Source organism: Caulobacter sp. GW821-FHT10C03 (genome assembly GCF_059415485.1).
Window position 1 is genome coordinate 44237 of the sequence record NZ_JBWKNI010000011.1, and the last position, 26998, is coordinate 71234.

22 protein-coding genes are annotated in these 26998 nt (G+C 68.9%); 5 read left to right on the forward strand and 17 right to left on the reverse strand.

The features are described from left to right. Nucleotides 1-188: 188 nt before the first annotated feature. The 4 genes from kduD to AC07NG_RS15530 all read right to left on the reverse strand — a co-directional run bounded on the left by kduD (nucleotide 189) and on the right by AC07NG_RS15530 (nucleotide 4613). Nucleotides 189-947 (reverse strand): 2-dehydro-3-deoxy-D-gluconate 5-dehydrogenase KduD, encoded by a 759-nt coding sequence (gene kduD, locus AC07NG_RS15515; protein ID WP_487291008.1) that lies wholly within the window; start codon nucleotides 945-947, stop codon nucleotides 189-191. A 156-nt stretch (nucleotides 948-1103) separates the two neighbouring features. Beyond that, complete coding sequence (gene kduI / locus AC07NG_RS15520) at nucleotides 1104-1946, reverse strand: 5-dehydro-4-deoxy-D-glucuronate isomerase (protein WP_487291007.1); 843 nt, start codon at nucleotides 1944-1946, stop codon at nucleotides 1104-1106. A gap of 25 nt (nucleotides 1947-1971) precedes the next feature. After that, nucleotides 1972-3426 carry a glucuronate isomerase gene (uxaC, locus tag AC07NG_RS15525; RefSeq protein WP_494594962.1) on the reverse strand — a complete coding sequence of 485 codons (1455 nt, stop codon included), beginning with the start codon at nucleotides 3424-3426 and terminating at the stop codon, nucleotides 1972-1974. Nucleotides 3427-3530: 104 nt separating this feature from the next. After that, nucleotides 3531-4613: a LacI family DNA-binding transcriptional regulator gene (locus AC07NG_RS15530; RefSeq protein ID WP_110120131.1), complete on the reverse strand. Its 1083-nt coding sequence runs from the start codon at nucleotides 4611-4613 to the stop codon at nucleotides 3531-3533. A gap of 158 nt (nucleotides 4614-4771) precedes the next feature. Between AC07NG_RS15530 and AC07NG_RS15535 the strand changes: the two genes are divergently transcribed. Continuing rightward, nucleotides 4772-6280, forward strand: coding sequence for a UxaA family hydrolase (locus AC07NG_RS15535; RefSeq protein WP_494594964.1), 1509 nt, complete (start codon nucleotides 4772-4774; stop codon nucleotides 6278-6280). On the opposite strand, the gene AC07NG_RS15540 is transcribed toward AC07NG_RS15535, so the two are convergent. Next, on the reverse strand, nucleotides 6277-6864 hold the full coding sequence (locus AC07NG_RS15540; RefSeq protein ID WP_494594966.1) for a TetR/AcrR family transcriptional regulator: 588 nt from the start codon (nucleotides 6862-6864) through the stop codon (nucleotides 6277-6279). The two genes, AC07NG_RS15535 and AC07NG_RS15540, sit on opposite strands and share 4 nt — an antisense overlap. A 106-nt stretch (nucleotides 6865-6970) precedes the next feature. Here AC07NG_RS15540 and AC07NG_RS15545 point away from each other — a divergent pair, with 106 nt between their 5' ends. Next, entirely contained in the window at nucleotides 6971-7708 is a 738-nt protein-coding gene (locus AC07NG_RS15545) for an SDR family oxidoreductase (RefSeq protein WP_494594967.1), read from the forward strand. 30 nt (nucleotides 7709-7738) lie between these two features. Here the strand turns inward: AC07NG_RS15545 and AC07NG_RS15550 are convergent, their stop codons facing one another. The 7 genes from AC07NG_RS15550 to AC07NG_RS15580 form a co-directional block, all read right to left on the reverse strand. After that, on the reverse strand, nucleotides 7739-9400 hold the full coding sequence (locus tag AC07NG_RS15550; RefSeq protein WP_494594968.1) for an energy transducer TonB: 1662 nt from the start codon (nucleotides 9398-9400) through the stop codon (nucleotides 7739-7741). A 114-nt stretch (nucleotides 9401-9514) separates the two neighbouring features. Further along, the gene (locus tag AC07NG_RS15555) at nucleotides 9515-9814 is read right to left on the reverse strand and encodes a hypothetical protein (RefSeq protein ID WP_492856976.1); all 300 of its coding nucleotides are present in this window, start codon (nucleotides 9812-9814) and stop codon (nucleotides 9515-9517) included. Nucleotides 9815-9978: 164 nt separating this feature from the next. After that, the gene (locus AC07NG_RS15560) at nucleotides 9979-12237 is read right to left on the reverse strand and encodes a TonB-dependent receptor (protein WP_494594970.1); all 2259 of its coding nucleotides are present in this window, start codon (nucleotides 12235-12237) and stop codon (nucleotides 9979-9981) included. A 320-nt stretch (nucleotides 12238-12557) separates the two neighbouring features. Further along, nucleotides 12558-13049: a hypothetical protein gene (locus tag AC07NG_RS15565; RefSeq protein WP_494594971.1), complete on the reverse strand. Its 492-nt coding sequence runs from the start codon at nucleotides 13047-13049 to the stop codon at nucleotides 12558-12560. A gap of 66 nt (nucleotides 13050-13115) precedes the next feature. Continuing rightward, complete coding sequence (locus AC07NG_RS15570) at nucleotides 13116-14606, reverse strand: DnaB-like helicase C-terminal domain-containing protein (protein WP_494594973.1); 1491 nt, start codon at nucleotides 14604-14606, stop codon at nucleotides 13116-13118. A 136-nt stretch (nucleotides 14607-14742) separates the two neighbouring features. After that, the gene (locus AC07NG_RS15575) at nucleotides 14743-16341 is read right to left on the reverse strand and encodes an FAD-binding oxidoreductase (protein WP_494594974.1); all 1599 of its coding nucleotides are present in this window, start codon (nucleotides 16339-16341) and stop codon (nucleotides 14743-14745) included. Nucleotides 16342-16381: 40 nt separating this feature from the next. Continuing rightward, on the reverse strand, nucleotides 16382-16738 hold the full coding sequence (locus AC07NG_RS15580; protein WP_492856971.1) for a hypothetical protein: 357 nt from the start codon (nucleotides 16736-16738) through the stop codon (nucleotides 16382-16384). 202 nt (nucleotides 16739-16940) lie between these two features. Between AC07NG_RS15580 and AC07NG_RS15585 the strand changes: the two genes are divergently transcribed. Further along, nucleotides 16941-18386, forward strand: a complete 1446-nt coding sequence (locus AC07NG_RS15585) for a mannitol dehydrogenase family protein (protein ID WP_494594976.1) — start codon at nucleotides 16941-16943, stop codon at nucleotides 18384-18386. Nucleotides 18387-18530: 144 nt separating this feature from the next. Here AC07NG_RS15585 and AC07NG_RS15590 read toward each other — a convergent pair whose 3' ends face one another. The 4 genes from AC07NG_RS15590 to AC07NG_RS15605 form a co-directional block, all read right to left on the reverse strand. After that, complete coding sequence (locus AC07NG_RS15590; protein WP_494594978.1) at nucleotides 18531-19088, reverse strand: hypothetical protein; 558 nt, start codon at nucleotides 19086-19088, stop codon at nucleotides 18531-18533. A 66-nt stretch (nucleotides 19089-19154) separates the two neighbouring features. Continuing rightward, nucleotides 19155-19715, reverse strand: a complete 561-nt coding sequence (locus tag AC07NG_RS15595) for a sugar transferase (RefSeq protein ID WP_494595082.1) — start codon at nucleotides 19713-19715, stop codon at nucleotides 19155-19157. A gap of 7 nt (nucleotides 19716-19722) precedes the next feature. Then, entirely contained in the window at nucleotides 19723-22842 is a 3120-nt protein-coding gene (locus tag AC07NG_RS15600) for a polar localization protein TipN (RefSeq protein ID WP_494594979.1), read from the reverse strand. 197 nt (nucleotides 22843-23039) lie between these two features. Continuing rightward, the gene (locus tag AC07NG_RS15605; protein WP_487290993.1) at nucleotides 23040-23246 is read right to left on the reverse strand and encodes a hypothetical protein; all 207 of its coding nucleotides are present in this window, start codon (nucleotides 23244-23246) and stop codon (nucleotides 23040-23042) included. 227 nt (nucleotides 23247-23473) lie between these two features. Here AC07NG_RS15605 and cysD point away from each other — a divergent pair, with 227 nt between their 5' ends. Both cysD and cysN read left to right on the forward strand, forming a co-directional pair. Next, nucleotides 23474-24445 carry a sulfate adenylyltransferase subunit CysD gene (cysD, locus tag AC07NG_RS15610; RefSeq protein WP_492856967.1) on the forward strand — a complete coding sequence of 324 codons (972 nt, stop codon included), beginning with the start codon at nucleotides 23474-23476 and terminating at the stop codon, nucleotides 24443-24445. Beyond that, the gene (gene cysN, locus AC07NG_RS15615) at nucleotides 24445-26352 is read left to right on the forward strand and encodes a sulfate adenylyltransferase subunit CysN (RefSeq protein WP_494594982.1); all 1908 of its coding nucleotides are present in this window, start codon (nucleotides 24445-24447) and stop codon (nucleotides 26350-26352) included. The genes cysD and cysN overlap by 1 nt, the downstream gene beginning before the upstream one ends. A 44-nt stretch (nucleotides 26353-26396) precedes the next feature. On the opposite strand, the gene AC07NG_RS15620 is transcribed toward cysN, so the two are convergent. After that, the gene (locus AC07NG_RS15620; protein WP_494594984.1) at nucleotides 26397-26915 is read right to left on the reverse strand and encodes a YcxB family protein; all 519 of its coding nucleotides are present in this window, start codon (nucleotides 26913-26915) and stop codon (nucleotides 26397-26399) included. Nucleotides 26916-26998 lie beyond the last annotated feature (83 nt).

Genomic DNA, 26998 nt, shown 5'->3' on the forward strand with positions numbered 1-26998 from the left:
GGCTCTAGCGCCCTTCGTCGCTCGGGGGAAGCCGGACGGCGATATGGTTGCGCTACCATTGTTCATTGGCGCGCATTTTGTGCGTGAGACGGTGCAGTTTCGTCCCTACCTGTCCTGGAACGGAAAATCCCCGCGAAGTCGCCTTCGCGGGGATCAAAACGTTCGGTCGTCCCGAAGGCTGTAAGCCTTTAGCGGGCCAGCCAGCCGCCATCGACCGGCAGGGTGACGCCCTGGATGTAGTCGGCGGCCGACGAGGCCAGGAACACGGCAGCCCCGCCCAGGTCTTCCGGACGACCCCAGCGGCCGGCCGGGATGCGAGCCAGGATCGAGGCGTTGCGGTCGGCGTCGGCGCGCAGGGCCTCGGTGTTGTTGGTGTCGAAATAGCCCGGCGCGATGGCGTTGACGTTGATGCCCTTGGTCGCCCACTCGTTGGCCAGGATCTTGGTCAGGCCGGCCAGGCCCGACTTGGCGGCCGTGTACGACGGCACGCGGATGCCGCCCTGGAACGACAGCAGGCTGGCGATGTTGATCACCTTGGCGCCGGTCCCTTGAGCGAGCGCCTGCTTGGCGAAGGCTTGGGTGAGGAAGAAGACGACCTTCAGGTTGGTGTCGATCACCGCGTCCCAGTCGGCTTCGGAGAATTCGATCGAGTCGGCGCGGCGGATGATGCCGGCGTTGTTGACCAGGATGTCGACCTTGCCGAGGGCGGCGACGGTCTCGTCGACCACGCGCTGGACGGGCTCGATGGTCGAGAAGTCGGCCTTGATCGACACGAACTTGCGGCCCAGGGCCTCGACGGCGGCCTTGGTCTCGGTCGGTTCGCTGCGGCCCGCGGCGGCGATGTCGGCGCCGGCCTGAGCGAGCGCGATGGCGATCCCCTGCCCGATGCCGGTGTTGGCGCCGGTGACGAGCGCGACCTTGCCTTCGAGGCTGAACGGATTGGCCATGGTGCTTAGTTTCCTGATCCCGATTGCTTCATCCCGGGCGGCTCGAAAGCCGCTCGGGACCCAGGGGCGGCGACACGCGCGGCCCCTGGGTCCCGGCTCTTACGCTCCACTTCGGCCGGGATGACAACCGAAGCAAAACTGGAAGGGGCTTTGGCCCTACTTCAGCTGGCAGATGTCCAGCACGTTCATGTCGGTGTAGTCGAGGTTCTCGCCGCCCATCGCCCAGATGAAGGTGTAGTTGGCGGTGCCCGAGCCCATGTGGATCGACCACGGCGGGCTCATGACGGCCTCTTCGTTGGCGATCACGATGTGACGCATCTCGTCCGGCTCGCCCATGTAGTGGAACACCCGGTCGTTCTCGCCGAGGCCGAAGTAGAAATAGGCTTCCGAACGGCGGTCGTGCAGGTGGGGCGGCATGGTGTTCCAGACGCTGCCCGGCTTCAGCACGGTCATGCCCAGCAGCAGCTGGGCCGACTTGCAGGTGGTCGGCACGATGTACTGGTAGATGGTGCGCTCGTTCGAGGTTTCGAGAGCGCCGCGCTCCAGCGGGATGGCGTCGGCGAAGGCCAGCTTCTTGGTCTCGAACGCGGCGTGGGCCGGCAGGCTGACCAGGTAGAAGCGAGCGGCTTCGCCGCCCGTGCCTTCGAAGGTCACTTCCTTGGCGCCCATGGTGACGTACAGGCCGTCACGCGGAACGATGTCGTAGGCGACGCCGTCGACGGTGATCTTGCCGGTGGTCTCGCCGACGTTGATCACGCCCAGCTCGCGGCGCTCCAGGAACGGGTGGCCGGCGGCCGAGGCCGGTTCGGTCTGGTCGGGCAGCTTCACGGCGCCCACGGCGACCACGCCGCCGACGACGAAGCGTTCGGCGTGGTTGTAGTTGAGGACGACTTCGCCTTCGACGAAGAGGTCCTGCATCAGGTAGCGATCGCGCAGGTCGTCGTTGCTGACCGCGAACATCATGTCCGGATGGGTGGCGTGGTAGGTCTTGGCGAACATCGAGTTTACTCCGGAAGTGGTGTTCTTATTCGGCGGCGAGCGCCGGGGCCGGTAGCGGCCGCGGCTGATCGAGCTTGTAGGCCTTCTTAGGCAGATTGTACGTCAGGTCTACGATGAGCTCCTGAGCTTCCACCAAATCCATGCGGTGCTCGCTCACCATGCGCGCCAGGAAGGCGCTGTCGACACGACGGGCGACATCGTGGCGGGCGGGGATCGACAGGAAGGCGCGGGTGTCGTCGTTGAAGCCGACGGTGTTGTAGAAGCCGGCGGTCTCGGTGACCTGCTCGCGGAAGCGCATCATGCCTTCCGGGCTGTCATGGAACCACCAGGAGGGACCAAGCTTCAGCACCGGATAGTGGCCGGCCAGCGGGGCCAGTTCGCGGCTGTAGGTCGTCTCGTCCAGGGTGAACAGGATGATCGACAGGCGCGGGTCGTTACCCAGGCGGGTCAGCAGCGGCTTCAGCGCATCCACGTACTCGGTGCGCATCGGGATGTCGGCACCCTTGTCGCGGCCGTGGCTGTCCAGCAGGCCGACATTGTGATTGCGATGCGAGCCGGGGTGGATCTGCATCACCAGGCCGTCCTCGAGGCTCATCTTGGCCATCTCGGTCAGCATCTGGGCGCGGAACAGCTCGGCCTTCTCAGGCGTGACGTTCCCCTTCACCAGGTCGGCGAACAGGGCTTCGGTCTCGGCTTGCGACAGGTCGGCCGTGGCGGCGGTCGGGTGGCCGTGGTCGGACGAGGTGGCGCCGGCCTCGATGAAGGCCGCCCGGCGGATGCGGTGGGCTTCGAGATAGCCCTTCCAGCTGTAGACGTCCTGGCCCGAGATCTCGGCGAAGCGTTCGAAGGCGCGCGGGCTGCGCTCGTCCTCGAAGTCGATGACCGCGTCGGGGCGATAGGCGGTGATGACGTGGCCGCCCCACCCGCTCTCGCGGATCGCCTTGTGATGCTTCAGCGGATCGTGCGGACCCTCGGTGGTGGCCAGGGTCTCGATGTTGAAGCGGTCGAACAGGGCGCGCGGGCGGAAGGCGTCGGTGGCCAGGGCCTCGTTGATACCGTCGAAATAGGCGTCGGCGTTGTCTTCGCCGAGGAACTCGGTGAAGCCGAACACCTTGGAAAACACGTGGTTCAGCCAGATCCACGACGGCGTGCCGCGGAAGAGGTGGAAGTTCTTGGCGAACACCTTCCAGGCCGCGCGCGGATCGGTGGCCGGCACGCCGGACTTGCGGGGGACCTTCAGGTCGTCCAGCGCCACGCCCTGGCTGTAGAGCATGCGGAAGACGTAGTGGTCGGGGGCCAGCAGCAGGTCGGTGGCGTCGCGGAACGGCTCGTTGGTCGCGAACCAGGCCGGGTCGGTGTGGCCGTGCGGGCTGATGATCGGCAGGGCCGCGACGGTGGAATAGAGCTCGCGGGCGATGCCGCGCACGGTCGGATCGGCCGGGAACAGACGATCGTCGTGCAAGATCAGGGGGCGGGCCATGGCGTGTCTCCTCGTCCCTTCGCCTCGAACCCTAGCGGGTCGCTTCGAGGCGCTTGGTAACCGGTGTCAGAACTTGGTGCAAGGTGCAGGGCGCGGCGCGCACCCTACACAGGTTTGGGAGCGGCGGAAGACTCGCGCACCACCAGATAGGGGATCGTGGTCGCCGGATCGCCCGGTTCCTTGCCCTCGCGGGCGATCAGCTTCTCGGCGGCCATGCGGCCGACCTGGCGCGTCGGGATGTGGACGGTGGTCAGCGGCGGCCAGACGGCCTGGGCGATCTGGAAGTCGTCGAAGCCGACCACGGTCAGGTCCTCTGGCACCGTCAATCCCGCACGGCGGGCGGCCTGCAGCACGCCGGCGGCCATTTCGTCGTTGCCGGCGAAGATGGCGGTCGGACGCGGGGTCTTGGCCAGCAGCGCCTCGCCGGCGGCCAAGCCCGATTCGAAGGTGTAGGCGCCCTGCACCACATAGTCCGGGTCGAGCTTCAGCCCCGCCGCCGCCAGGGCGTCCTCGAAGCCCCCTCGCCGCTCGTGCGACGAACGGAAGCTGGGCAGGCCGGTGATGAAACCGATGCGCTCGTGGCCAAGGCCGACCAGATGCTCGCCCATGGCCTGGGCGCCCAGCCGATCGTGGCCGACGATCATGTGCTCTTCCTCGTCCAGCGGGACCGAGGCGATGCGGATGTATTCGCAGCCGATGTCGCGCAGCAGGTCGGCGACGCGCTCGTCTTCGGAAACCGACGGCGGCAGGATCACCCCGAACAGCTTCTGCCGCTCGATGAACATCCGCACGTCCTGCAGGAAGGTCGGGCTGGAGCGGTCGCAGGGGTGGACCACCAGCTCGAAGCCCGAGCCGCGCATGCCGTCCAGCAGGCCAAGCTGCATGTTGACGACGTACTGCGGGTTAGGGTTGTCGTAGATCATGCCGATCAGGAACGAGCGGCGGAACGCCAGGCCCCGGGCCTGGGGATCGGGGGCGTAGCCCCACTCGGCGATCACCGCCTCGATCCGCTGGCGGGTTTCCTCGCGCACGAACGGCGACTGGTTGATGACCCGCGAAACGGTCTTCTTGGAGACCCCGGCCAGGCGGGCGATGTCATTGATGGTGGCGCGGCGACGACCGCTTTCCAGCGCGGCGTTCACATCCGTGTCGTCGGCGGACTTGTTTGGCGTCTTAGACGAGGTCACGGCGTTTCCATGCAGTGGTTTTCGTTTTTTGTCATACTCCAGCGTCTGGAGCGTCGCTAATCAAGCGGCAAAAAGCACGCTGGCGAAGCTCTTGACACCGGTTTCCACTCCCTTAGGACCGGATGGCAGCACAAAAAGTCGCAAAGACAAAGACCCAGATGAGCGAAACAGCCTCCCTCCCCGGCGAATCGATCCACGGCGTCGACCCGCGTGACCACGTCGCCACCGCCCTACGCCCCCTTGGCGTCGGCGAAACCGTGGATCTGCACGGCCAGTCGATCCTGGTGCGCAGCGACATCCCCAAGGGCCACAAGATCGCCGTCCGCCCCGCAGCCAAAGGCGAGGACGTACTGAAGTACGGCTGGCCGATCGGCCGGGCGACCGCCGACATCGCCGTCGGCGACCACGTGCACGTCCATAACGTCGAGACGCGGCTGGAGGGCGTCGAGGGCTACGCCTACGCGCCCGCCGCGACCGACAACACCGAAGTGGTCGGCGAGCGCAGCTTCATGGGCTACCGCCGCGCCAATGGCCGGGTCGGCACCCGCAACGAGATCTGGGTGCTGTGCACCGTCGGCTGCGTGGCCAACACCGCCCGCCGTATCGCCGAGAAGGCCAACGCCCGCTTCGCCGGCCGCGTCGACGGGGTGTTCGCCTTCCCTCACCCGTTCGGCTGCTCGCAGCTGGGCGATGATCTCTCCCACACCCGCCAACTGATCGCGGGCCTGGCCGCCCACCCCAACGCCGGCGGCGTGCTGATCCTCGGTTTGGGCTGCGAGAACAACCAGCTCAAAGCCCTGCTCGACAGCGCCCCGGACCTGGATCCCGCCCGCCTGCGCTCGTTCACCACCCAGTTCGTCGAGGACGAGTACGAGCAGGGCCTGGAAGCCATCGAGGAACTGGTCGCCATCGCCGAGCAGGACCGCCGCGAGCCGGCGCCGATCTCCGAACTGGTGGTGGGCCTGAAGTGCGGCGGCTCGGACGGCTTTTCGGGCGTCACCGCCAACCCGCTGGTCGGCCGCATCGCCGACAAGGTGGCCGCGGCCGGCGGCACGCCGGTGCTGACCGAGATCCCCGAGGTGTTCGGGGCCGAGAACGTGCTCCTTCAGAGGGCCGCGAGCCGCGAGATCTTCGACGAGGCCGTCGCGGTGATCGACGACTTCAAGCGCTACTTCATCGACAACAACCAGCCCATCTACGAGAACCCCTCGCCCGGCAACATCGCCGGCGGCATCACCACCCTGGAGGAGAAGTCCCTGGGCGCGGTGCAGAAGGGCGGCCGCGCGCCGCTGGTCGAGGTGCTGCGCTACGGCGAACGCGTGGGCCCGCACGGGCTGACGCTGCTGGAGGCGCCGGGCAACGACGCGGTGTCGTCCACCGCCCTGACGGCGGCCGGCGCCACGGTGATCCTGTTCACCACCGGCCGCGGCACGCCGCTGGGCTTCCCCGCCCCGACCCTGAAGATCGCCTCCAACAGCGCCCTGGCGATCCGCAAGCCGTCATGGATCGACTTCGACGCCGGGGTGGTGCTCGACGGCCAGACCATGGACCAGGCCGCCGACTCCCTGCTCGACCTGGTGGTCGCCACCGCCTCGGGCCAGGAGACCAAGGCCGAGCGCAATGGCGAGCGCGAGATCGCCATCTGGAAGTCGGGGGTGACGCTCTAGGCGCGTCTCGGCGCCAGTCCCCGCAAGGCCAGGCGCGCCGCTTCGCGCAGTTCGTTCTCGCCCGCCCCGCCGCGCGCGGCCACCTTCAGGCCCGAGCGCAGGGTCAACAGCATCCGGGCGGCCGCCTCGGCGTCGAGTCCGGCGTCGAACGCGCCCGTGGCGATCCCGCCCTGCACGCGGCCGGCGAAGGCGGCGACGACGGCGCGGGCGGCCTCGTCGTTGAGGGCGTTGACCTCGGGATCCGAGCGGCTGAACTCGACGATCGAACCGACGCCCAGGCAGCCGCTTTCCAGCTCATCGGAAGACCCCAGCCCGACCAGCAGCGCGGCCTCAATGGCATCGGCTGCGTCGTCGTGGGCGGCCAGCGCCCCGGTCATCTGCGCCAGAGAGCCGGCCGCATAGCGGCGCAGGGCCTCCAGGAACAGACGGCGCTTGTCGCCGAACGCCCCGTAGAGGCTCTGGCGGCCGATGCCCATGCCCTCGATCAGGTCGCTGGTCGAGGCGGCCTCGTAGCCGTGGCGCGCGAACACCTTGATCGCGCTGGCGATCGCTTCGTCCCGGTCGAATTCAGAAGGCCTGGCCATGATCGCATCCTAGCGATCTTGATCGATCAGTCCAGAATTATTCTTGACTGATCGATCCCGAATGCACAGTTATTATGGACCAATCAGTCCGTAACGGAACACCGCCATGACCACCGCCTCTTCCTCCCCTGCCCCCGCCCTGGTTTTCGGCGGCTCGCGCGGCATGGGCGCCGCCATCGTCCGACGCCTCGCCGCCGAGGGTCGCCCGGTCGCCTTCACCTACGCCAGCTCGCCGGGCAGCGCCGCGGCCCTGGCCGCCTCCGTCGAGGAGACCGGCGGAACGACCCTGGCCCTCCAGGCCGACAGCGCCGACGCCGAAGCGGTGCGCGCCGCGACCCTCGCCGCCGTCGCGCGGTTCGGAAAGCTGGGGGTGCTGGTCGTCAACGCCGGCGTGCTGATCCCCGGCGCGATCGACCAATACGCCTTCGACGATTTCGACCGCATGCTGGCGGTCAATGTGCGCGGCGTGTTCGCGGCCATCCGCCATGCCGCCCCGCACCTGCTGGACGGCGGCCGCATCGTCACGATCGGCAGCAACACGGCCGAGCGGATCGGCGCGCCCGGCTCCAGCGTCTACGCCATGACCAAGGCGGCCGTGGCCCAGCTGGTGCGCGGCGCGGCGCTCGACTTCGCCCCGCGCGGCATCACCGTCAACAACGTCCAGCCGGGTCCGGTCGAGACCGACATGACCGCCGGCCTGATGGACTACATCACGCCCCGCCTGCCGCTGGGCCGCATCGGCAAACCCGAGGAGATCGCCGACCTGGTCGCCTGGCTGGCCGGTCCGACCGCCGGCTACATGACCGGCGCCAGCCTGACCATCGACGGCGGCTGGACGGCCTGAAGCCCAAAGGCCCTGGCGCGACGGCGGCGCCTAATCCGGGACCGAGAAGTTGACCGGGATGAGGATCGGCTCGTCGGTCGGGGCGCCGTCGATCGTCTCCGGGCTGAAGCGGAACAGCCGGCTCATCTTCAGCGCCGCCTCGCCGAAGCCGTATTCCAGCGGCGATTCCGACAGCAGCGTGCAGTCCTCCACCCGGCCCTTCACGATCCGGGCGCAGCTGAGCTCGGCCTTGCCGCCGACCTCCATGCGCTGGGCGCGATCGGGGTAGTAGCGGGCGGCGGAGTCGGCATCCATGCCGGCGCGGATCAGGGGCCGGTAGTCGATGACTCCCGGCCCCGGCTTGGACAGGTCGGGCTCCGAAGCGACGATCGAGGGCTTGCCGAACTTGCCGACCGGCACGTCCAGCAGCACGGTCGCGCCGATCGTCGAGCGGCCCTCGTCGGTCCAGAGCTGGGACACGACCTTGGCGAGCCGCGCCCGCGCGTCGATCTCGGCCCCGGCGTCGCCGGCCGTCAGGCTCAGGATCTCGCAGCCTTCCAGCTTTCCGCTCAGGCCGACCCGGCAGCGGGCCCGCGCCTCGCCCGCGACCGGCGGCTTTCCGTCCGGCCTCGGCGTCGGCGTCGCGTACGGCATGCTCATCCAGTAAGGCCGGCCCTCCGGGTTTCCGAAATCGATCACGACCGCCTGGGGCGTGAGCACCGGGGCGGTCGGAGCCTTCTTGCGGGCGCTCGACGCGGCGGAGGCCGCCCGCGGCTCGAGCCGGAAAGCCGAAGCCAATCCCAAGGCGGCCTCGCCGAAGCCCTCGCCCTTCACCGTCTCGGCGATCACGCGGCAATCCTGGAGCCGGCCTTCGTCGTTGGCCATGCAGCTGAGGCGGACCAGTCCCTTCACCCCGCGCTGCCGGGCCGAAGGCGGATAGGCCGCCAGGACGTCGGCCTGGCTGGGCGCGGCGCGCCACGCCAGGGTGGGCTGATAGGGCGCGCCCTCGAACGGGCGGCAGCGATAGTCGCAGGAGAAGAACACCTTCACGACGGTGGTCATGGGAACCGGAACGCCGTTCCTGCGCCCCGGCTGGAAGCGATAGAGCGGCGCCACGCTCAGGGCGGCGGGGCCCAGGTCCTGCGCCACGCTGCGTTGCGACAACACTCCGCAATCCTTGGCGCGCCCCTCCAGCGTCACCGTGCACAGCAGGTCGACACTGCCTTCGAGGCCGCTGAAGCGCGCCGCCGCCGGCCAGGCGGCGTGCAACGCGTCCTGAGAGGGCTGCTCCACCTCCAGCGGGGCAACGTATTCGACCCCGCCCGCATGGAACACCCGCGCCTTGGGGGCGATGAACTGCACGGTGATGGTGCGCGAGCCGGTCACGGCCCGGGTTCTCGGCGCGACTTCGTAGCGCTTGACCATGGCCAGCGCCGCCGGGCCGAAGCCCTCGCCCGCGGGCGTCTCCGACGTCAGGGCGCAGCCCCAGACGCGTCGCTCGGCCGACTGGCAGGTCACGACCGCGACGCCGTCCAGGCCCTTGGCCTTGGCGGCGGTCGGATAGACGCCCTGCACCTCGTCATAGCGATAGGTGAAGACCGGATCGCCGGTTCCCTCCTGCGCGGCGGCGGCGCCGCCCATCCCCGCCCAAGCCAAGCCGATCCAGGCCAGGGCTGCAAAGGCGCCGGCCTTCCCGGTCGTACGATAGGTCATGATCCACCCCGAAACTCGCCTCAACCTATGGACGGCGACGACGATTGCCAAGCCACCGATCGGCGAGTTCGGGAAGCGAAGGAACGGGCGGCGCGATGCGCCGCCCTCCCCGCGTCAGTGCGCGGCGTCCTTGGCCTTTTCACCGGCCTTTTCCGCCTGGTCGCCGGCCTTCTCGGCGGTCTCGCCGGCGGCGGCGGCCGCGTCGCCCGCGGCCTTGGCCGTGCTGGTGTCGCCGGCGGCCGCGGCCTGGGCGCTGGCGTCGGCGGCGGTGTCGGCGGCGCTGGAAGCCTGGGCCGCGGCGTCGGCGGCCTTCTGGCTCTCGACCGAGGCCTCGGCGGCCTTTTCGGTCTTGTTCTCGCAGGCGGTGACGGTCAGGGCGACGGCGGCCAGGCCGATGAGCAGGGTGTGACGCATGTGAACTCTCCCAAACGAGCTTCGCCGGTCTGTCGCCGGCTTGGCTCAACCCGCATGCGGCGGCGTTCGTTCCGCCGCCCTCCGCTCAGGCCTTCGGGCATGAAAAAGCCCGGCGGCGTCCCTTCGAACGCCGCCGGGCCGGTCTCTTCAGCGAAAGCGCGTCCTTAGAAGCGCTTCGTCACCTGCACCCCGTAGGTGCGCGGTTCGTTGACGAAGGCGGTCAGGTTGTTGAAGTCGATCGCGCCGATGACGTTGGCTTCGTCGGTCAGGTTGCGGACGTAGACCGCCGCTTCCAGGCCCTGGGCCGGGTTGCGCCAGCCGGCGCGCGCGCCGCCTTCGAAGTTGGTGTCCTGCATGAACTCGACCGATTCATAGAGGAACAGGTTGAAGTCCTTCTGCATGACCCAGTCGGTCGATGCGAAGAGTTCGGTGCCGTTGCTCAGGCCATGCACGTAGTTCAGCGTGATGTTGGCCGTGTACTTCGGGGCCTGCGGGAACGGGTTGCCGTCGATGTTGGCGCGACGGGTCGTGCCCACCGTGACGATCGGATCGGTGACCGTGCAGTTGGCGCCGCAGAAGGCGACCAGCAGATCCTTGTCCTTGATCTCGGTGTGATTGTAGGCGAACCCGCCGGCCAGGCTGAAGCCCGCGCCCAGATAGACGTCGCCGTCGAGTTCCAGGCCGTAGCCCTCGCCCTTGTCGGCGTTGATCAGCTGGTTGAAGTTGCCTTCGCCGCCGATGGCCGTGAACTGCGGGTCGGTGACCTCGTAGTAGTAGACCGTGGCGTTCAGGCGAGCCTTGCCCTGCCAGAGGCGCGACTTCAGGCCGGCCTCGTAGGACATCACCGTCTCGGAATTGGCCGCCGTGATCAGGTCGGACGAGGTGATCCGGCCTTGCAGCGACGGACCGCGATAGCCCTTGGCCACGCGGGCGAAGGCGTTCAGGTCGCTGTTGATTTCATACAGCGCGCTGAGGTCCCAGCTGACCTGCTCGTCGCCGACCGAACGGCGCACGTTCGACAGCGGCAGGGCCGTGCTGGTGCTGCCGGCCGGGATGATCCGGTCGCCGTGGAAGTCGCGGCTGTCTTCGGTGTAGCGCAGGCCGCCGGTGATCTTCAGCGCGTCGGTGACCTTGTAGTTGGCCTGGCCGAACACCGACCAGGATTCCGAGCGCTGGATGATGTCGCCGATGACGATCGGGTTCAGGCCGCCGACGCCGTTGAAGGTGCCCGAGACGAGGTTGAAGCGCTCGTCCCAGAAGAAGGCGCCGACCTGCCAGCCGAGGCGGCCGTCGCCGTTCGAGGCCAGGCGCACTTCGATGGTCTTCTGGTCCAGATCGCTCGACAGGGTGCCGGTCTCGGAGTTGAACGGCGTCTTGTAGGGCGCGGTCGAGGCGGCCGAGGCCACGCCGCCGTCGATGTCGCCGTCGCCGGCCGAGCGGCCCTGATAGGCGCTGACCACGCCGGTCAGGGTGACCGGGCCGAAGTCGTAGGCCGCCTGCAGGCTCTGCGAGGTGGTGTGCTGCTTCTGCGGGTTGTTGCGGCCGCCGTCGTAATAGACCGTGTCGCGGTCGAAATTGCCGTTCAGCTCGTTGGAGCCCTTGGTCAGCACGTTGGCGCGGTTCAGCGTGCCGGTGCCGGTGTAGTTACGCGACTGCAGGGTCAGCAGGGTCGACAGGCGGTCGGTCGGCTTCCAGGCAACGTGCACGCGGGCGGCCGTGTCGTCGAAGCGGCCCAGGTCGTCGCCGTCGCCGGCGAACGAGGGGTTGTAGGCGTTGTTGACCCAGTCGTCGCGGTGGTTCCACAGGCCGGCGATGCGCACCGACAGGGTGTCATTGACGGGGATGGTCACGCCGGTCTCGGCGCGCACCGCGCCCAGGTTGCCGTAGGCGATCGAGCCGAAGCCGCCGAACTCGCCGCCCGGCTTGACGGTGTCGATCTTGACCACGCCGGCCGGGGTGTTGCGGCCAAACAGCGTGCCCTGCGGGCCGCGCAGCACTTCCAGTTGGTCGACGTCGAACAGCGGGAAGCCCTTCAGGTAGACGTTCTCGAGCACGACGTCGTCGAGCACCACCGAGACCGGCTGCGAGGCGTTGAAGTCGAAGTCCACGTTGCCGAGGCCGCGGATGTAGAAGCGCGGGGCGTAGCGGCCGTTGGAGCTTTCGATCTGCAGGCTGGGCACGCGGGCCGAGAGCGACAGCACGTCGCCGCCGCCGGCCGACACGGCCGCCAGGGTCTTGCTGCTCATCGCGGTGACGGCGAACGGCACGTCGCGGATGTTTTCGCTGCGACGCTGGGCGGTGACGACGATCTCCTCGGTCACCGTGGCGTCGGAGGCCGGCGCTTGCTGGGCCAGGGCCGGAGCCGAAACCATCAGGGCCAGGGCGCTGACCGACAGACCAAGCCAGTTCTGATGATGTTTCATGGTGGTATCCCCTTAAAAATTCGGGGAGGACCTACGCCGCAACGTTGCAACACCGCCAACAAAAACCGGCGCTATTGCTTGAATTTTTCAAGACAACTCGAACACCGAGCGGCGAACACTGATTTCCGTTGCGAAAACACTACACCGCAAACCACGATCGAACGGCAATATATGACCCGCGCCCGCCACAACGAGGCCCGTGCGAGACGCCTCACCCACGTACGTAAGAAAAGAGTTACCTCACAAAACTCCGTTCACGGACTATCACTCCATGAACTTTCCAGGGCAGGCCCGACGACCGGAGAGGTCGCGTCCGCCGCTCAGACCGACATCATGGCGTCCCAAACCACGCTGCGCCACGTCCGAACCCTGCGGATTTCGACTCGGATCGTTTCCGGAGCGGCGCCCGGGCGGCGCACCATCCGCACCACGAGGTCATGAGAGGCCGAAGGCGTGGCGATCGGCGGAACGGTGAACCCACACACCGTGTCGGGCGCGGCGCAGAGCCCGCAATCCTCCCCATCGACGCCGGGCCGGCCGGGCGCAGGCTCCAGCCGGGCCGACACCGGCCGCTCGCCGCCGCAGTCGATCCAGGCGACCACGACCAGCGGATAGGCCACGTCGGAGGCGTCGACGCCCGGCGCGAGCCTCCTCTCCGTCCAGTCGCTGCGCTGACTGACCTTGACCTCGCAAGCGCCGTCGCTGCGCGCGGCGATCTCCTCCAACCGGTAGGGCCAGAGAAAGTACACGGCGGCGACCACGGCCAGGGCGGGCCCGCACCAGCGCAGAAACGTCCTGATGCGCTCGAACATCCCCGAATTGCTCACCCGGCCTCGCGACAGCAACCTGACGGGCTAAACACGCAGATGCGCCAACATTCAATCGCCCTGCCACATTTGTTGGTGGCCGTGAGCCCGATTACCGAACCCAGTAGTTTCATGGCTGAAGGAAAGGCGCACGGCGCTGATTGGCCCCTGCCGTTGCTTGGCGATGATGACCTCGCCGATACCCTCCAGTCTGTCCATGTCTTTCAGCCAATTTAGATGCTCGGGCGTACCCTCCCGCGGCTCATTCCTGCCCAAGTAGTAGGCTTCACGGTAAACGAACCAGACGCCATCGGCGACATCCTCGATCACGCCCGATTCCCTCAAGTCGCGAAGGATTGGTCGGCGGTTCTCCCGATCCTCAAGATAGCGCGAGAGCTGCGATACGACGACGACCGCGACCTTCAGGCTCTTGGCGAGGTTCTTCAGACCGATGGCGATTTCGCTGATCTGCTGGGCGCGATTGGGCTCGTCAGCCCAGACGTCGCTTTTCACGAGCTGGAGACAATCGACCACAATCAGGTCGAGTCCGACGTGGCGCTTTATGCGGCGAGCGCGCGCGGCGATCTGGCGGATGGACAGCGTGTTTCGGTCGTCGAAGTAGAGCGGACACTCCTGCAACTCCATGGCGGCGTCGCGCAAACGGCCAAAGTCGCCCGCATCGATCTCGCCCTTGCGCAGTTTATCAACGGAGATGCCAGTTGCGCCTGAAAGTATCCTGAAATTCAAATCCTCGCTGGTCATCTCCGGTGAGAAGAAAGCGACAATTCCGCCCCGGATAATATTTTTCGCACCGTCCGGCTGGTGCTCCAATTCGTAATTTCTGGCGACATTGAAGGCGATATTCAACGCCAGAGCGCTCTTTCCCATCGACGGCCGGCCGCCGATGACTATCAGGTCGCCGGGGTAGATCCCACCTGTCTTGGCATCGAGATCGATCAGGCCGGTCAGAAGGGCTACCCCATCGCCACCGGAGACACAGGCTTCAGCGGTTCGCTCTATTGTGTTGCGTAGGACGTCGCCGAAGGATGTGAATCCAGCAGGGTCCTGGCGACCGTCAAGCAGGTCGTAAAGCATCTGCTCGGCTCGCTCGACCTGATCAAGACCAGATAACGAGCCATCGCGCTTGCCGCCGGCCTGGGCAGCGAATGCGATCTCGCCACTGATACGGATCAGTTCACGGCGCACCGCCAGGTCGAAGACGGCTTGGGCGAGATCGCCGACACCGGGGGCCGGTGGGGCGCGGTCGATGAGGTCGGCCAGGTATCTTAAGCCTCCCAACTCTTGGAAAGCCGCGTCGCGCTTGAATTCGTCAGCCAGAAGAATCGGCTCGGCCAGTTGGCCCAAGCGGATATGCGTCTCGATCAAGTCGAACAGCTTTTGGTGAAAGGGCTCGTAGAAATGTCGCCCCTGCAAGCTGTCAGGCAGGCGTTCATAAGCCGAGTTGTCGTACATGAGTACACCTAGCAGCGCTTGTTCTGCCTCCAGGCTGCAGGGCGGTCCGGCGCCGAGTTCGTCAGATGATGCCACATTTTCCTCGGTCATATGGGGACTGTAGAGACTGACAGCATTCGCGAATGCAGGCGCTCTTCGGCGGCAAGTTCGTCTACTGTTGTATTGGTCGATAGCGGCGGACGCTCTCGGCGCCGGGGCGGGAATGACGAGTAGAGGCGGAAGGCCCCTACGCCCCCGGGATCGCCTGGGCGAACCTGAACACCCGGTCGGGATCTACCGCCGCCTTGATCGCCTTCAGCCTCGGCAGGTTGTCGCCGTAATAGGAGGTGGCGAAATAGTCGGGCTTGGACGGGTCCCTCGACAGGCTGGGGTCGGCGAAGTTCTGGTAGGCGCCGCCGCCGGCGCGCGGGCGCATGGTCCTGTAGAAGGCGTCCAGCCAGGCGTGGTTGGCCTTCATCCGGGCCTCGTTGTGCGAGTCGGCCTCGCCCCAGTAGAGACCGTTGACCATCAGCCAGCGGCTGTCGCGGTGGACGAAGGCGGTGTCGGCCTTGCCCACGGCGTTGATCTGGCCGCCGGTCTGGAAGAAGCGCAGGTCGCAATAGCCGTAGGTCCCGGGCCATTTGCGCAGGTGCTCCAGGCCCGCGGCCAGGTCGTCGGCGCCGAACCTGCGGTTGGTCACGAAGGCCGAACGCTCCTGGTAGAAGGTGGCGAAGCCGTCCTCGTGCAGGAAGTCCTGGGCCGGCCAGTAGAGCAGCTCCTCCACCCCCGCCCCGCCGGTCGGCTTGGCCAGGTCGAACACCGGCTGCAGCAGCTTCATCAGCGCATCACGCGGCCCGACGAACTGGCCCAGCAGGCTGATCGGCACGTCGTAGCCGGCCTTGACCTGCACCGGCGTCACCGCCCCGAACGACACCCGCGAGCCCAGGGCGTTGGGCGCTTCGTCCAGCACCGCCATCAGTTTGGCGCCCAGCTCGGCCACCGAGACCTTGGGATGCGGCGCGTCGGGCGTGCGGCTCCAGCTGAGGTCGAACACGGTGACGACCTTGCCCTTCACGTCGAAGGTCTGCAGCGAGAACGAGGTGCTGACGCCGAAATTGCCGCCGCCGCCGCCCTGGCTGGCCCAGAAGAGGTCGCGGTCCTTCGGGTCGGCCGCCTTGGGTGAAAGGCGGCGCAGCGAGCCGTCGGCCAGCACGATCTCGCTCTCGACCAGCTGGTCGCAGCCCAGGCCGTGGGCGCGCATGTTGAAGCCGATGCCGCCGCCCAGCAGGAAGCCCGCCGCCCCCACCGACGGGCAGCGGCCGTGGGTCACGGCGCGGTCCTGGCTGCGCAACAGGCGATAGAGGTCGCGGTTGCGCGCGCCGGCTCCGGCCCGGGCCACGCCCGTGGCGGCGTCGTAGCTGGCCTGGCTGAGGCCGCCGGTGTCGAGCATCAGGCCCGTCGTCGTCGAATAGCCGGCGTAGGAGTGGCCGCCGCCGCGCACGACCAGCGGCACGTCGTTCTGGCGCGCCCAGCCGATGGCGAAGGCGACGTCGGCGGCCGAGCCGCAGCGGGCCACGCCCTGCGGCAGGGTCGCGGCGAACTCCAGATTGTTGGGCAGGGCGATGGCCTGGTAGTCGGCGTCCCAGGCCCGCAGCACCCCGCCGCTCAGGTTCCGCGCCAGGCGGTCCCACTCGCCCTCGGCCGGACCGGCGGGCGGCGTCGGATTGGGCGCGTGCAGCGGCGAGCGGGCCAGGGCGCTCCTCGGCGCCAGCGCCGCCCCCATGGCCAGCAGGCCGCCCGCGGCCAGGAAATCGCGCCGGCTGGCGAAATAGCGTTTCGTCTGCATCGTCTCCCCCAGATTTTTCTTCGAAACTCGTCGGCCGCGATCAGCGGCAGTCGGCGGCCACCTTGGCCAGGGCCGTACCGCCGTCGCCCTTGGCGAACAGCGCCTGCTCCTCGGCCGGCAGGGTCGGCAGGGCCTGGGCGAAGCCGTTCTCGCGGCCGCGCGCATAGTCCTCCAGCACCGTCATCGCCGCCGGCGACAGCTGGGCCTGCAAGACATTGGCCGCGCAGGCGCAGCCGATCCGGTCGTACTTGAGGCCCAGGCCCGTCAGCTTGCCGTCGACGCAGGCCCGCGTCACCACGGCCCGCTGGGCGGCCGGGGCGTCGGCCTCGACCCGGTCGCAACTCGACGCCGCAACGCCCGACGCCAACACCGCCGCGATGATCAGAAACTTGCGCATGCTCTTCCCTTGCGGCGGCAAGCTTGGCGCTACAGCCTTCGGTTTTATGTGAAAAATATAACGCCGAGGCGCTTTCCGCCGGATCGCCGTTCCCAGCGTGCGATGCTGGCGAAGACAGGATTGCCACCGGTGTCTCGGCGCCGCATCTAGGCGTCCGGGCGGACGCCAGATCCGCCGAACCACCATTATCGAGGCGCCCCCTGTGACCACCGACACCGCCAGCTCGTCCCTGCGCCTGAGCGCCGTCAGCTATCCGGCCGCCCTGCCCGGCACGGCCCTGCCCGGCTACGACCGCGACAAGGTGGAGATCGGCGTCGTCCACTTCGGTCCCGGCGCCTTCCATCGCGCCCACCAGGCCTTCTATTTCGACCGTCTGCTGGAGAGCGACCCGCGCTGGGGGATCTGCGCCGTCTCGCTGAAGAGCCCCGGCGTGCGAGACGCGCTCTCGCCCCAGGACGGCCTCTACACCCTGGCCCAGCTGGACCGCGAAACCAGCTTCCGCGTCATCGGCTCGATCCTGGAAGTGCTGGTCGCGCCGGAAGACCCCGAGGCGGTGTTCGCCCGCCTGGCCGCGCCCCAGACGCGCCTCGTCACCCTGACCGTCACCGAGAAGGGCTACTGCCTGACCGGCGAGGGCAAGCTCGACACGGCCCATCCCGACATCGTCCATGACCTGGCTTCGCCGCGCGGCCCGGTCAGCGCCGTGGGCTACATCGTCGAGGGCCTGCGCCGTCGCTTCGCCGCCGGCCTGCCGCCGTATGCGGTCGTCGCCTGCGACAACCTCGCCGACAACGGCTGGCGGCTGAAGGCGGCCACGATCGCCTTCGCCGAGGCGGTGGATCCGGCCCTGGCCTCGTGGATCGAGCAGAACGCCGCTTTCCCGCGCACCATGGTCGACAGCATCACCCCGGCCACCGACGACGCCCTGCGCGCCCGCGTCCAGGCCGCCACCGGCCTCTTCGACGCCTGGCCGATCCAGCGCGAGGCCTTCACCCAGTGGGTGGTCGAGGACGTGCTCGGAGACGGCGCCCCCGACCTCGCCAGCGTCGGCGTCACCCTGACCGACGACGTGCGCGGCTTCGAGCGGGCCAAGCTGCGGCTGCTGAACGGCGTGCACTCCACCCTGGCCTATGCCGGCCTGCTGAAGGGCCATGAGACGGTGTTCGAGGCGGTGGGCGATCCGGCCCTGGAGACCCTGGCCCGCGACCTGATGGTCCAGGACATCATCCCCACCCTGACCGCGCCGCGCGGCCTGGACCTGGTCGCCTACGCCGAGGCCATCCTCGACCGCTTCCGCAATCCCGAGATCCGCCACTTCCTGAACCAGATCGCCTGGGACGGCTCGCAGAAGCTGCCGTTCCGCATCCTCGGCACGGTGAAGGACGCGCTGGAGGCCGGCCGGCCGGTCGATCGCCTGGCCGTGCCGATCGCCGCCTGGTTCCAGTTCCTGAAGAAGCGCGCCGCCGAAGGCGTCGCCGTCACCGACCCGCTGGCCGACCGCCTGCTGGCCGTGGTCCAGGCCCTGCCGGGCGACGTGAAGGGCGACGTCGCGGCGTTCCTGGCGGTCGAGGCGGTGTTCCCAGCCGAACTGGCGGCGAACGCTACGTTCGTGGCGGCGGTGGAGACGGCGTACGGGGAGCTCGCCTAGTTAAATCCGTAAAACCCCCGCGAAAGCGGGGGCCCAGGCGTTTTATCGTCGAGCGCCGTGGGTTTCAGAAAAAGCCTGGGTCCCCGCTTTCGCGGGGATTTTGCGGATCCATGAACCCTCCGCATACGGAGCCCGCGCGGGAACTCAGCCGATGCTGCAGCTCAGCACGGCGCCCTCGGCCTGATCGCGCTCGACGGCGATCGTCACCTTCACGCCCGGAGGACCGCTGGTGTCGACGCGCCGTCCCTGGCCGCCGAGCCTGAAGCCGGCGGCATTGGCCTCGCGCAACACGTCCTCGAACGGGGCGTCGAAGCCGATCCACAGGCGATTTCCGTGGCCCATCCAGCCGCCGACGGCGATCTCCCGGACCTTCAGGCCCCGCCAGGTTCCCGACAGCGGGACGCTGGCGCGGTAGGTGTCGCCGGTCACCTCGACGTCCGTCTCGCCGATCCGCGACCGGTAGGCTTCAGGAACCTGCAGCGCGCCCGGCAGCACGGCCAGGTCCCAGGGGGAGCCCTCGAACTTCACGATGCTGGCGGTCAGGCGCTCCAGGTCGGGCGCCTGTTGGCAACGCGCGGTGTCCTTGAAGGCCAGCAGGCCGTCGAGCGGCGGCAGGGGCGGCGCCTTCTTCTGTTCGGCGCAACCGGCCAGCGTCATCAAGGCGGCCGTCGCCAGGCCCGCGCCAAGTCCGATCTTCCGCATCACGCCCCCACTCGCCTCAAGGTTCAGCTTGGCCGATCCGGACACGCAGGCGCAAGGCCCGAAGCGTCAGGCCCGCACGCCCTTGCCCAGCAGCACCGGCGCCACGGTGCCCACCAGGATCTTCATGTCGAACAGGAACGAGGCCCGGGCCAGGTACGCGGCGTCCAGCGCCACCTTGTCGGGAATGGCCAGCTCGTCGCGGCCGTTGATCTGGGCCCAGCCAGTGACGCCGGGACGCAGGGCGTCGACGCCGGCGGCGGTGCGGGCGGCGACGAGGTCGTCCTGGTTGAACAGGGCCGGGCGCGGGCCGACCAGGCTCATGTGGCCCACCAGCACGCTCCACAGCTGCGGCAGCTCGTCGAGGCTGGTCTTGCGCAGCAGCGGGCCGACCGGCGTCAGCCAGCGGACCGGGTCTTCCAGCAGGTGGGTGGCGACCTCGGGAGCGTCGATCCGCATGGTGCGGAACTTGGGCATGGGAAACAGGCGGTTGCCCCGCCCCACCCGCTGCGACCAGTAGAGCGCCGGCCCCGGCGAGGTGGCGCGCACCAGCGCCGCCACCACCAGCAGCGGCAGGGCCAGCACCAGCAGGCCCGCGGCCGAGGCGGCGAGGTCGAAGGCGCGCTTCAGCACCGGATCAGGCCAGGTCGCTGGCCGCCGCGTCCAGCAGCAGGTAGGCGCGGCCGGCTTCCGAGGCCAGCAGGGCGGCCACGAGGAAGCCCTCGCGATCCTGCTGGGCGGCCTCGTTGATCATGCCGGCGTAGCGGCGCACGAAGCGCTCGGCGTTGGACTTCAGCGGCGCGTCCGAGAACAGGCGGCGGACCAGGCGGCGGATGGCGGCCGGGGCCAGCTTCTTGACCACCTCGCGGGCGCCGTTCTCGTCGTGGGTCTGGATGGCGGCGGCGATCTCGTCGATGCGGCCGCGCGGCAGCAGGGCCGACGGGTCGATGCCCATGGCCAGGATCTCGCCGGCCAGCTTTTCACCGAGGGCCGCGTCGCCCGGCGAGCTGTTTTGCGCGTCGCCCAGCACGGTCTTCCAGCTCCAGCCCTCGTCCTGCGCGGGCTCGGCCGGCGCGGGCGCCGGACCACGGCCGCCGGCGGCGTCGAACATGGTGCGGAACTCGTCGTCGGTGGCCGTGGGCGTCAGCTTCAGGCGCTGGCGCGGCGGCGGCTCCAGCGGCGCGAAATCCTCGTTGGGATAGGGATAGGGCGCCGGCGGCGGGGTCTGGGCGCGCGGCGGCTGCGGCGCGGGCTGGACCGGCGGCGGAGGCGCCTGGCGCTGCTGCGGCGGCGGGGCCGGTTGCGGCGCGGGCTGGGGAGCCGGCTGCTGCGGCTGAGATTGCGGCTGAGGCGGACGCACCAGGCCGGCCGCTCCGCGGTTCGACGGGGCGGCGAAGGTCGGCGTCGCGGCGGCGGCCGCGTTCATCGTGCTGACCGCCTCGCTGAGCATCTCGTAGTTGCGGCGCACGCGGTCCTGGAAGGCCTGGTCGATGGCCGCCGTCTCCTCGGCGGTCTTGCGGGCGGCGGCGCGCAGATCATCGATGCCCTTCTCGATCTGGGCGCGAACCTCGGCGGCGCGGGCCAGGGCCTCGCCCGGCAGGGCGGCGCTGCGCTGGCCGGCCTCGGCCAGGATGCGCTCCATCTCGGCGATCGAGCCGCGAGCGGTCTCGACGGTCTCGGCCAGCTTCTGGGCGGTGCGGGCGCCGGCCTGCTCGACCACCTGGGCCGAGCTCTCGATCAGGTCGCGGGCTTCCTGCATGCGGGATTCGAACACCGCGTCGGCCTTCTGGCCGGCCGAGAAGGCGATCTCGTTCAGCTGGTCGACGCGGCCGCGGGCGGTCTCGACGCGCAGTTCGACGCCCTCCCCGGCCCGCTGGGCGGCGTCGGTGATGGCGTTCATGGCGCGGGTCAGCTCGCCCTCGAGGTCGCCGCGGCGGTCGGCGGCGGCGGCTTCGAGGCGGGCCAGGGCGGCCTGGGTCTCGGCGGCCAGGGCCTCGCGCTCGGCGCGGGCGGCCTCGGCCATCTCGCGCAGCTGGTCGCCGGACGAGACGATCAGGCCGCGCAGCACCTCGGCGCCCATGGCCGCGATGTCGCCCAGTTCGGAGGCGCCGACACGGGTGTAGGCCACGAACTCGGTGAGCTGGGCGGTACGGGTCTCGGTCTCGGAGGAGAAGTCCTCCTGGTCGGCGCGCAGGGCCTGGGCGGCGGCCACCAGGGCGGCGCGCTGCGAGGCCAGGCTGCGTTCGACATTGCCGATCTGGTCGCCGACGCCCTGGCCGGCGGTTTCCAGGCGGGCGATCTGGCGCGACAGGTCCTCGGCCCCGATGCGGGCGGCGTCCGAGGCCTCGGCGGCGGCGGCGGCAAGGTCGGCGGCGCGGGCGGCGAGCGCGGCCTCGGCTTCGCGGAGCTGGGTTTCGGCGAGGTCGGAGGCCTCGGCGACCATGCGGGCCTGGCTGCCGATGGCGTCGACCACCGAGGTCGACTGGGCGTCCAGCGTGGTCGACAGCGCCTGCATGGCGCTGCGTTCGTGGCCCAGGCCCTCGGCCAGTTGCTTGGCCATGCGGCTGGAGGTGTCGGCGGCCTCGACCAGGCGGGCGGTCTCTTCGGCGAGCGCCTGGCGCAGGGTGACGATGCGCTCGCGGGCGGCGTCGGCGGCGCTGGTGGCCGCGTCGATCTGGCCGCTGAGGGCGTCGACCACGCCGGTGGCGCCGGCGGCGGCCAGGGTTGCCGGGGTCAGCAGCTGGTCGGTCAGCTCACGGGTGCGGCGCAGCTCGGCCGACACGCCCAGCGCCTGGCGCAGCATGTAGGCGGCCAGCAGGATGAAGGCGGCCGGGCCGGCGGCCAGGGCCGAGAACACCGCCATGGTGATCGGCATCGGCAGGCTGGGGCCGTAGCCGAGGGCGAACATCACCGGCGCCACGGCCCACAGGGCGGCGACGCAGACGGCCAGGCTCCAATAGACGCCGCCGGGCATCGGCTTGCGCTCGGTCGTCTCCGACAGGGCGTGCACCCGGCGTTCGGGCGTCTGGGCCGAAGACTGGGCGACCGACTGCTTGGCCGCCTCCGGCTTGGCGGGTGGTTCGGGCTCGACGCGCGGGGCCGGCGGCTGGGCGGCGGCTGGCGCGGTCAGGAAGGTGGGCAGTGGCGACAGGTCGTCGGCCGTCGGCGCGCTGGCCTGTTCGCGTTCGCGCTCGGCCTTCAGGCGGGCGCGCATCGAACCGTACTGCGGAGCGGGCTCTGGCTCAGGCGCCGGCGCGGGTTCCGGCTCCGGCTCCGGCGGCGCGGCCTCGGCGACCGGTTCCGGCGCGATCGGCTCGAACTTGGGAGCCGGCGGCGGCTCCGGGTCCGGCGTCTTGTTCGTGCGGAAGAACGAGCGGCGGGCCGTGGTGCGGTCCTCGCGCAGCGCCGCCTCGAACGGGTCGGGCGTGGGGGCCTCGGGCTCCGGCGCGGGTTCGGGCGCGACCGACGAGGTCAGCGGCTCGGGGACCGGTTCGGCGGAGGGCTCGGCCTGAGGCTCGGGCGCCTGGTACGACGGCGGACGCGCGCCGCGCGGCGGCGCGGCCAGGAACCCGGTCTCGGGATCGGCGATGTCGAGGTCGTTGTCGGGCTCGGTGACCGGCGCGTCGGGGTCCGGCTCCTGGGACGAGGCGCCAAGTGAGTCGGCTTCAGACAGACCAGAAGGGGGCGCCGCATCCTCGCGGGGCGTCTCCACCGGCAGGGTGGAAAAGTCGAGCGGTCGGCGCTTCTTAGGCTTCATACGCAGCCACTGTCCCAAGGCGAACGGTGAGGGGGCCTCTCACAGCGACACAGCGCGCAAGCCCCTTCTTCGCGCAGGCGAGTAAACCTAGCCGCGAATGACGCCTGCGCCTAGCCGCTTGCAACGGTTTTCCCCAAAGCCGGCCATGCCTTACGCGCGCCGAAGGGGCTTTTCGAGGCGCTCTCGGGGCGGACGGATCAGGCGCGGACGACGCCCGCGGCGCGCTCGGGACAGACGATCCGCGGCGGCGTGTCGATGCGCGCGGCGTCGCGCGGCGTGCGCGCCACGGTGCGTTCGGCCTTGGGCTTGGGCATCTTGCTTTCGATGACCACGCCGAACTGGCACAGGGCCATGGCCGAGAGCCACAGCACGATCGCCGCGAAGATTTCAGTCAGGAATGACATCGGTTCACCCGTCGGTCCGATACCGTCGTTATGCAGCAACCTACGGCCAGGCTCGAATGAACTTTTGGTCATGTTGCCGCAACGGGGCGCCCACACAAGCTTACAGCGACCCTAGATTTCTGCGCCTTGCCCGCGAGGCCCCGGAGACCTAGGTCGCAGGCTCCCCCGGTTCTTCGTCGGAAAGCCGCCTGGCGCCGATGAAGTTTTTCTGTTTGCGGACGACTGTCTTGCCCCTTACCCAGCTTGCACCTCAGGCGTCCGCCGTCGCTTTCGAGCCGCCTATGCCCGCGATCACGCCCGCTCGCCTGACCCACCTGCAGCGCCTGGAAGCCGAGAGCATCCACATCATGCGCGAGGTCGCGGCCGAGTGCGAAAACCCGGTCATGCTGTACTCGATCGGCAAGGACAGCGCGGTGATGCTGCACCTGGCCGCCAAGGCGTTCTATCCCAGCAAGCCGCCCTTCCCGCTGCTGCACGTCGACACGACCTGGAAGTTCAAGGCGATGTACGAGCTGCGCGACAAGGTCGCCGAGCAGCTCGGCTTCGACCTGCTGGTCCACAAGAACCCCGAGGCCGAGGCGCGCGGCATCAACCCGTTCGACCACGGCAGCGCTCTGCACACCGACCTCTGGAAGACCGAAGGCCTCAAGCAGGCCCTGGCCAAGTACGGCTTCGACGCGGCCTTCGGCGGCGCCCGCCGCGACGAGGAGAAGAGCCGCGCCAAGGAGCGCGTGTTCAGCTTCCGCTCGGCCGAGCAGCGCTGGGACCCGAAGAACCAGCGCCCCGAGCTCTGGAAGCTCTACAACACCCGCAAGCACCCGGGCGAAAGCCTGCGCGTCTTCCCGATCTCCAACTGGACCGAGCTGGACGTCTGGCAATACATCCACCTGGAAAACATCCCGATCGTGCCGCTCTACTTCTCGGCCCCGCGGCCGGTGGTCGAGCGCGACGGCGCGCTGATCATGGTCGACGACGAGCGCTTCCGCCTGCGGGAAGGCGAAGAGCCGCAGATCAAGAGCGTCCGCTTCCGCACCCTCGGCTGCTATCCGCTGACCGGCGCCGTCGAGAGCACCGCCTCGACCCTGCCCGAGATCATCCAGGAGATGCTCCTGACCACCACCAGCGAGCGCCAGGGGCGGGTCATCGACCACGACCAGTCCGCCTCGATGGAGAAGAAGAAGCAGGAGGGCTACTTCTGATGGCTCACCAATCCGCCCTCATCGCCGAAGACATCGAAGCCTATCTCGAGGCCCACCAGAACAAGTCGCTGCTGCGCTTCATCACCTGCGGCAGCGTCGACGACGGCAAGTCCACCCTGATCGGCCGGCTGCTCTACGACAGCAAGATGATCTTCGAGGACCAGATGGCCGCCCTCGAGGCCGACTCCAAGCGCGTCGGCACGCAAGGCGGAGCGATCGACTTCGCCCTGCTGGTCGACGGCCTGGCCGCCGAGCGCGAGCAGGGCATCACCATCGACGTCGCCTACCGGTTCTTCTCGACCGACAAGCGCAAGTTCATCGTCGCCGACACCCCCGGCCACGAGCAGTACACCCGCAACATGGTCACCGGCGCCTCGACCGCCGACGCGGCCGTGATCCTGATCGATGCGCGCAAGGGCGTGCTGACCCAGACCCGCCGCCACTCCTACCTCGTGTCCTTGCTGGGCATCCGCAACGTGGTGCTGGCGGTCAACAAGATGGACCTGGTCGACTGGGACCAGGCGGTGTTCGACGCCATCGTCGCCGACTACCGCGCCTTCGCCGAGAAGATCGGCCTCAACGTCTTCACCCCGATCCCGATCTCGGGCCTGGGCGGCGACAACATGGCCGTGAAGAGCGAGCACACGCCGTGGTTCGACGGCCCGATCCTGATGGACTGGCTGGAGAGCGTCGAGGTCGAGGACAGCCTGCAGGCCCAGCCGTTCCGCATGCCGGTGCAGTGGGTCAACCGCCCGAACCTGGACTTCCGCGGCTTCTCGGGCCAACTGGCCTCGGGCGTCGTGAAGCCGGGCGACCGGGTCAAGGTGCTGCCCTCGGGCCGCGAGAGCCGGGTGTCGCGCATCGTCACCCTGCCGGGCGACCTGGATCAGGCCGTCGCCGGCCAGTCGGTGACCATCACCCTGGCCGACGAAGTCGACGTCTCGCGCGGCGACGTGCTGGTCGCCGCCGACAGCCCCTCGGCCGTCGCCGGCCAGTTCGAGGCCACCCTGGTGTGGATGGACGACGAGCCCCTGCCCCCGGGCCGCTCCTACCTGCTGAAGATCGGCGCGCGTCTGGTCGGCGCCAGCGTCACCGAGATCAAGCATCGGGTGAACGTCAACACGCTGGAGCACACGGCCGCCAAGCGGCTGGAGCTCAACGAGATCGCCCACGTCAACATCTCGCTCGACCAGGCCATCCCGTTCGAGGCCTATGCCGACAACCGGGATCTCGGCGGCTTCATCCTGATCGACCGGATCAGCAACCGCACCGTCGGCGCGGGCCTGCTGAACTTCGCCCTGCGCCGGGCCGACAACATCCACTGGCAGCACACCGACGTCTCCAAGGCCTCGCGCGCGGCGCTCAAGAGCCAGCGCGGCCGGGTGGTGTGGCTGACGGGCCTGTCGGGCGCGGGCAAGTCGACCATCGCCAACCTGGTGGAAAAGCGCCTGCACGCCCTGGGCCGCCACACCTACCTGCTGGACGGCGACAACGTCCGCCACGGCCTCAACAAGGACCTCGGCTTCACCGAGGAAGACCGCGTCGAGAACATCCGCCGGGTGGCCGAGGTCGCCAAGCTGATGGTCGACGCCGGACTGATCGTGCTGACCGCCTTCATCTCGCCCTACCGGGCCGAGCGCCGCCTGGCGCGCGAGATCCTCAACGACGGCGAGTTCGTCGAGGTGTTCGTCGACACCCCGCTGGCCGTGGCCGAGAGCCGCGACGTCAAGGGTCTCTACAAGAAGGCGCGTTCGGGCCAGCTGAAGAACTTCACCGGCATCGACAGCCCCTACGAGGCGCCCGAGGCGGCCGAACTGGTCATCGACACCACCAAGGTCGATCCGGTGGCCGCGGCCGAGCGGATTGTCGAGTGGCTGGAAGGCCAGGAGATCGCCTACGAGATCTAGGCGAGAGGCCGCCTTTCGCCTAGACGCGAAGGGCGGCCTCTCGCCTAGTTCAGCTTGCGCTTCTTTCCCGCCTTGCCGAGCGCGGCGGTCAGGCTGCCGCGGATCTCCGCGACCTGCGCGTCCGACAGCACCCGCTTGGGCAGCGTATTGATGACGTTGTCGCTGTGGAACAGCACGAAGACGGCGTCGTCCTCCAGCCAGCGGATGTAGTCACCCCAGGCCAGGCGGCTGTGCCCCGTGGCGGCGGCCATGGTCATGCCCTCGGCGTCCCACGTCGCGGTGATCTCGCCCGACAGCCCCTTCTGCTGCTTCAGAATCCGCTTGGCGTTTCGGGGCAGGATCACCCAGTTGACCGCGCTGTTGGCGATGATCAGGACGACTGCGACGCCAAGTAGGGTGTTGTTCTCGTACGGCAGGATTTCCCAGCCGAACTCGACGAAGTCAGGCCAGACCAACGCCCCGTACATGGCGAGGAGCAGGAACGGGCAGGCAAGGCTTATCCAGATGAAGACGTTACGTCGGCGCTGCAGACGCCAGGCCGCGAGCAGATCTCGCTGCGTCATTTGGAACACCGTGGACGACATGACGACGCTCGCACGACAAAACCCAAGGCTGTCCGCCTAGCCCACCTCTCCCATAAAGCCAA

Bases quoted from the DNA above. Each gene is read 5' to 3' on its own strand.
- kduD (WP_487291008.1), bottom strand. From the start codon at position 947: ATGGCCAATCCGTTCAGCCTCGAAGGCAAGGTCGCGCTCGTCACCGGC.
- kduI (WP_487291007.1), bottom strand. From the start codon at position 1,946: ATGTTCGCCAAGACCTACCACGCCACCCATCCGGACATGATGTTCGCG.
- uxaC (WP_494594962.1), bottom strand. From the start codon at position 3,426: ATGGCCCGCCCCCTGATCTTGCACGACGATCGTCTGTTCCCGGCCGAT.
- AC07NG_RS15535 (WP_494594964.1), top strand. From the start codon at position 4,772: ATGAGCGAAACAGCCTCCCTCCCCGGCGAATCGATCCACGGCGTCGAC.
- AC07NG_RS15540 (WP_494594966.1), bottom strand. From the start codon at position 6,864: ATGGCCAGGCCTTCTGAATTCGACCGGGACGAAGCGATCGCCAGCGCG.
- AC07NG_RS15545 (WP_494594967.1), top strand. From the start codon at position 6,971: ATGACCACCGCCTCTTCCTCCCCTGCCCCCGCCCTGGTTTTCGGCGGC.
- AC07NG_RS15550 (WP_494594968.1), bottom strand. From the start codon at position 9,400: ATGACCTATCGTACGACCGGGAAGGCCGGCGCCTTTGCAGCCCTGGCC.
- AC07NG_RS15555 (WP_492856976.1), bottom strand. From the start codon at position 9,814: ATGCGTCACACCCTGCTCATCGGCCTGGCCGCCGTCGCCCTGACCGTC.
- AC07NG_RS15560 (WP_494594970.1), bottom strand. From the start codon at position 12,237: ATGAAACATCATCAGAACTGGCTTGGTCTGTCGGTCAGCGCCCTGGCC.
- AC07NG_RS15565 (WP_494594971.1), bottom strand. From the start codon at position 13,049: ATGTTCGAGCGCATCAGGACGTTTCTGCGCTGGTGCGGGCCCGCCCTG.
- AC07NG_RS15570 (WP_494594973.1), bottom strand. From the start codon at position 14,606: ATGACCGAGGAAAATGTGGCATCATCTGACGAACTCGGCGCCGGACCG.
- AC07NG_RS15575 (WP_494594974.1), bottom strand. From the start codon at position 16,341: ATGCAGACGAAACGCTATTTCGCCAGCCGGCGCGATTTCCTGGCCGCG.
- AC07NG_RS15580 (WP_492856971.1), bottom strand. From the start codon at position 16,738: ATGCGCAAGTTTCTGATCATCGCGGCGGTGTTGGCGTCGGGCGTTGCG.
- AC07NG_RS15590 (WP_494594978.1), bottom strand. From the start codon at position 19,088: ATGCGGAAGATCGGACTTGGCGCGGGCCTGGCGACGGCCGCCTTGATG.
- AC07NG_RS15600 (WP_494594979.1), bottom strand. From the start codon at position 22,842: ATGAAGCCTAAGAAGCGCCGACCGCTCGACTTTTCCACCCTGCCGGTG.
- AC07NG_RS15605 (WP_487290993.1), bottom strand. From the start codon at position 23,246: ATGTCATTCCTGACTGAAATCTTCGCGGCGATCGTGCTGTGGCTCTCG.
- cysN (WP_494594982.1), top strand. From the start codon at position 24,445: ATGGCTCACCAATCCGCCCTCATCGCCGAAGACATCGAAGCCTATCTC.
- AC07NG_RS15620 (WP_494594984.1), bottom strand. From the start codon at position 26,915: ATGACGCAGCGAGATCTGCTCGCGGCCTGGCGTCTGCAGCGCCGACGT.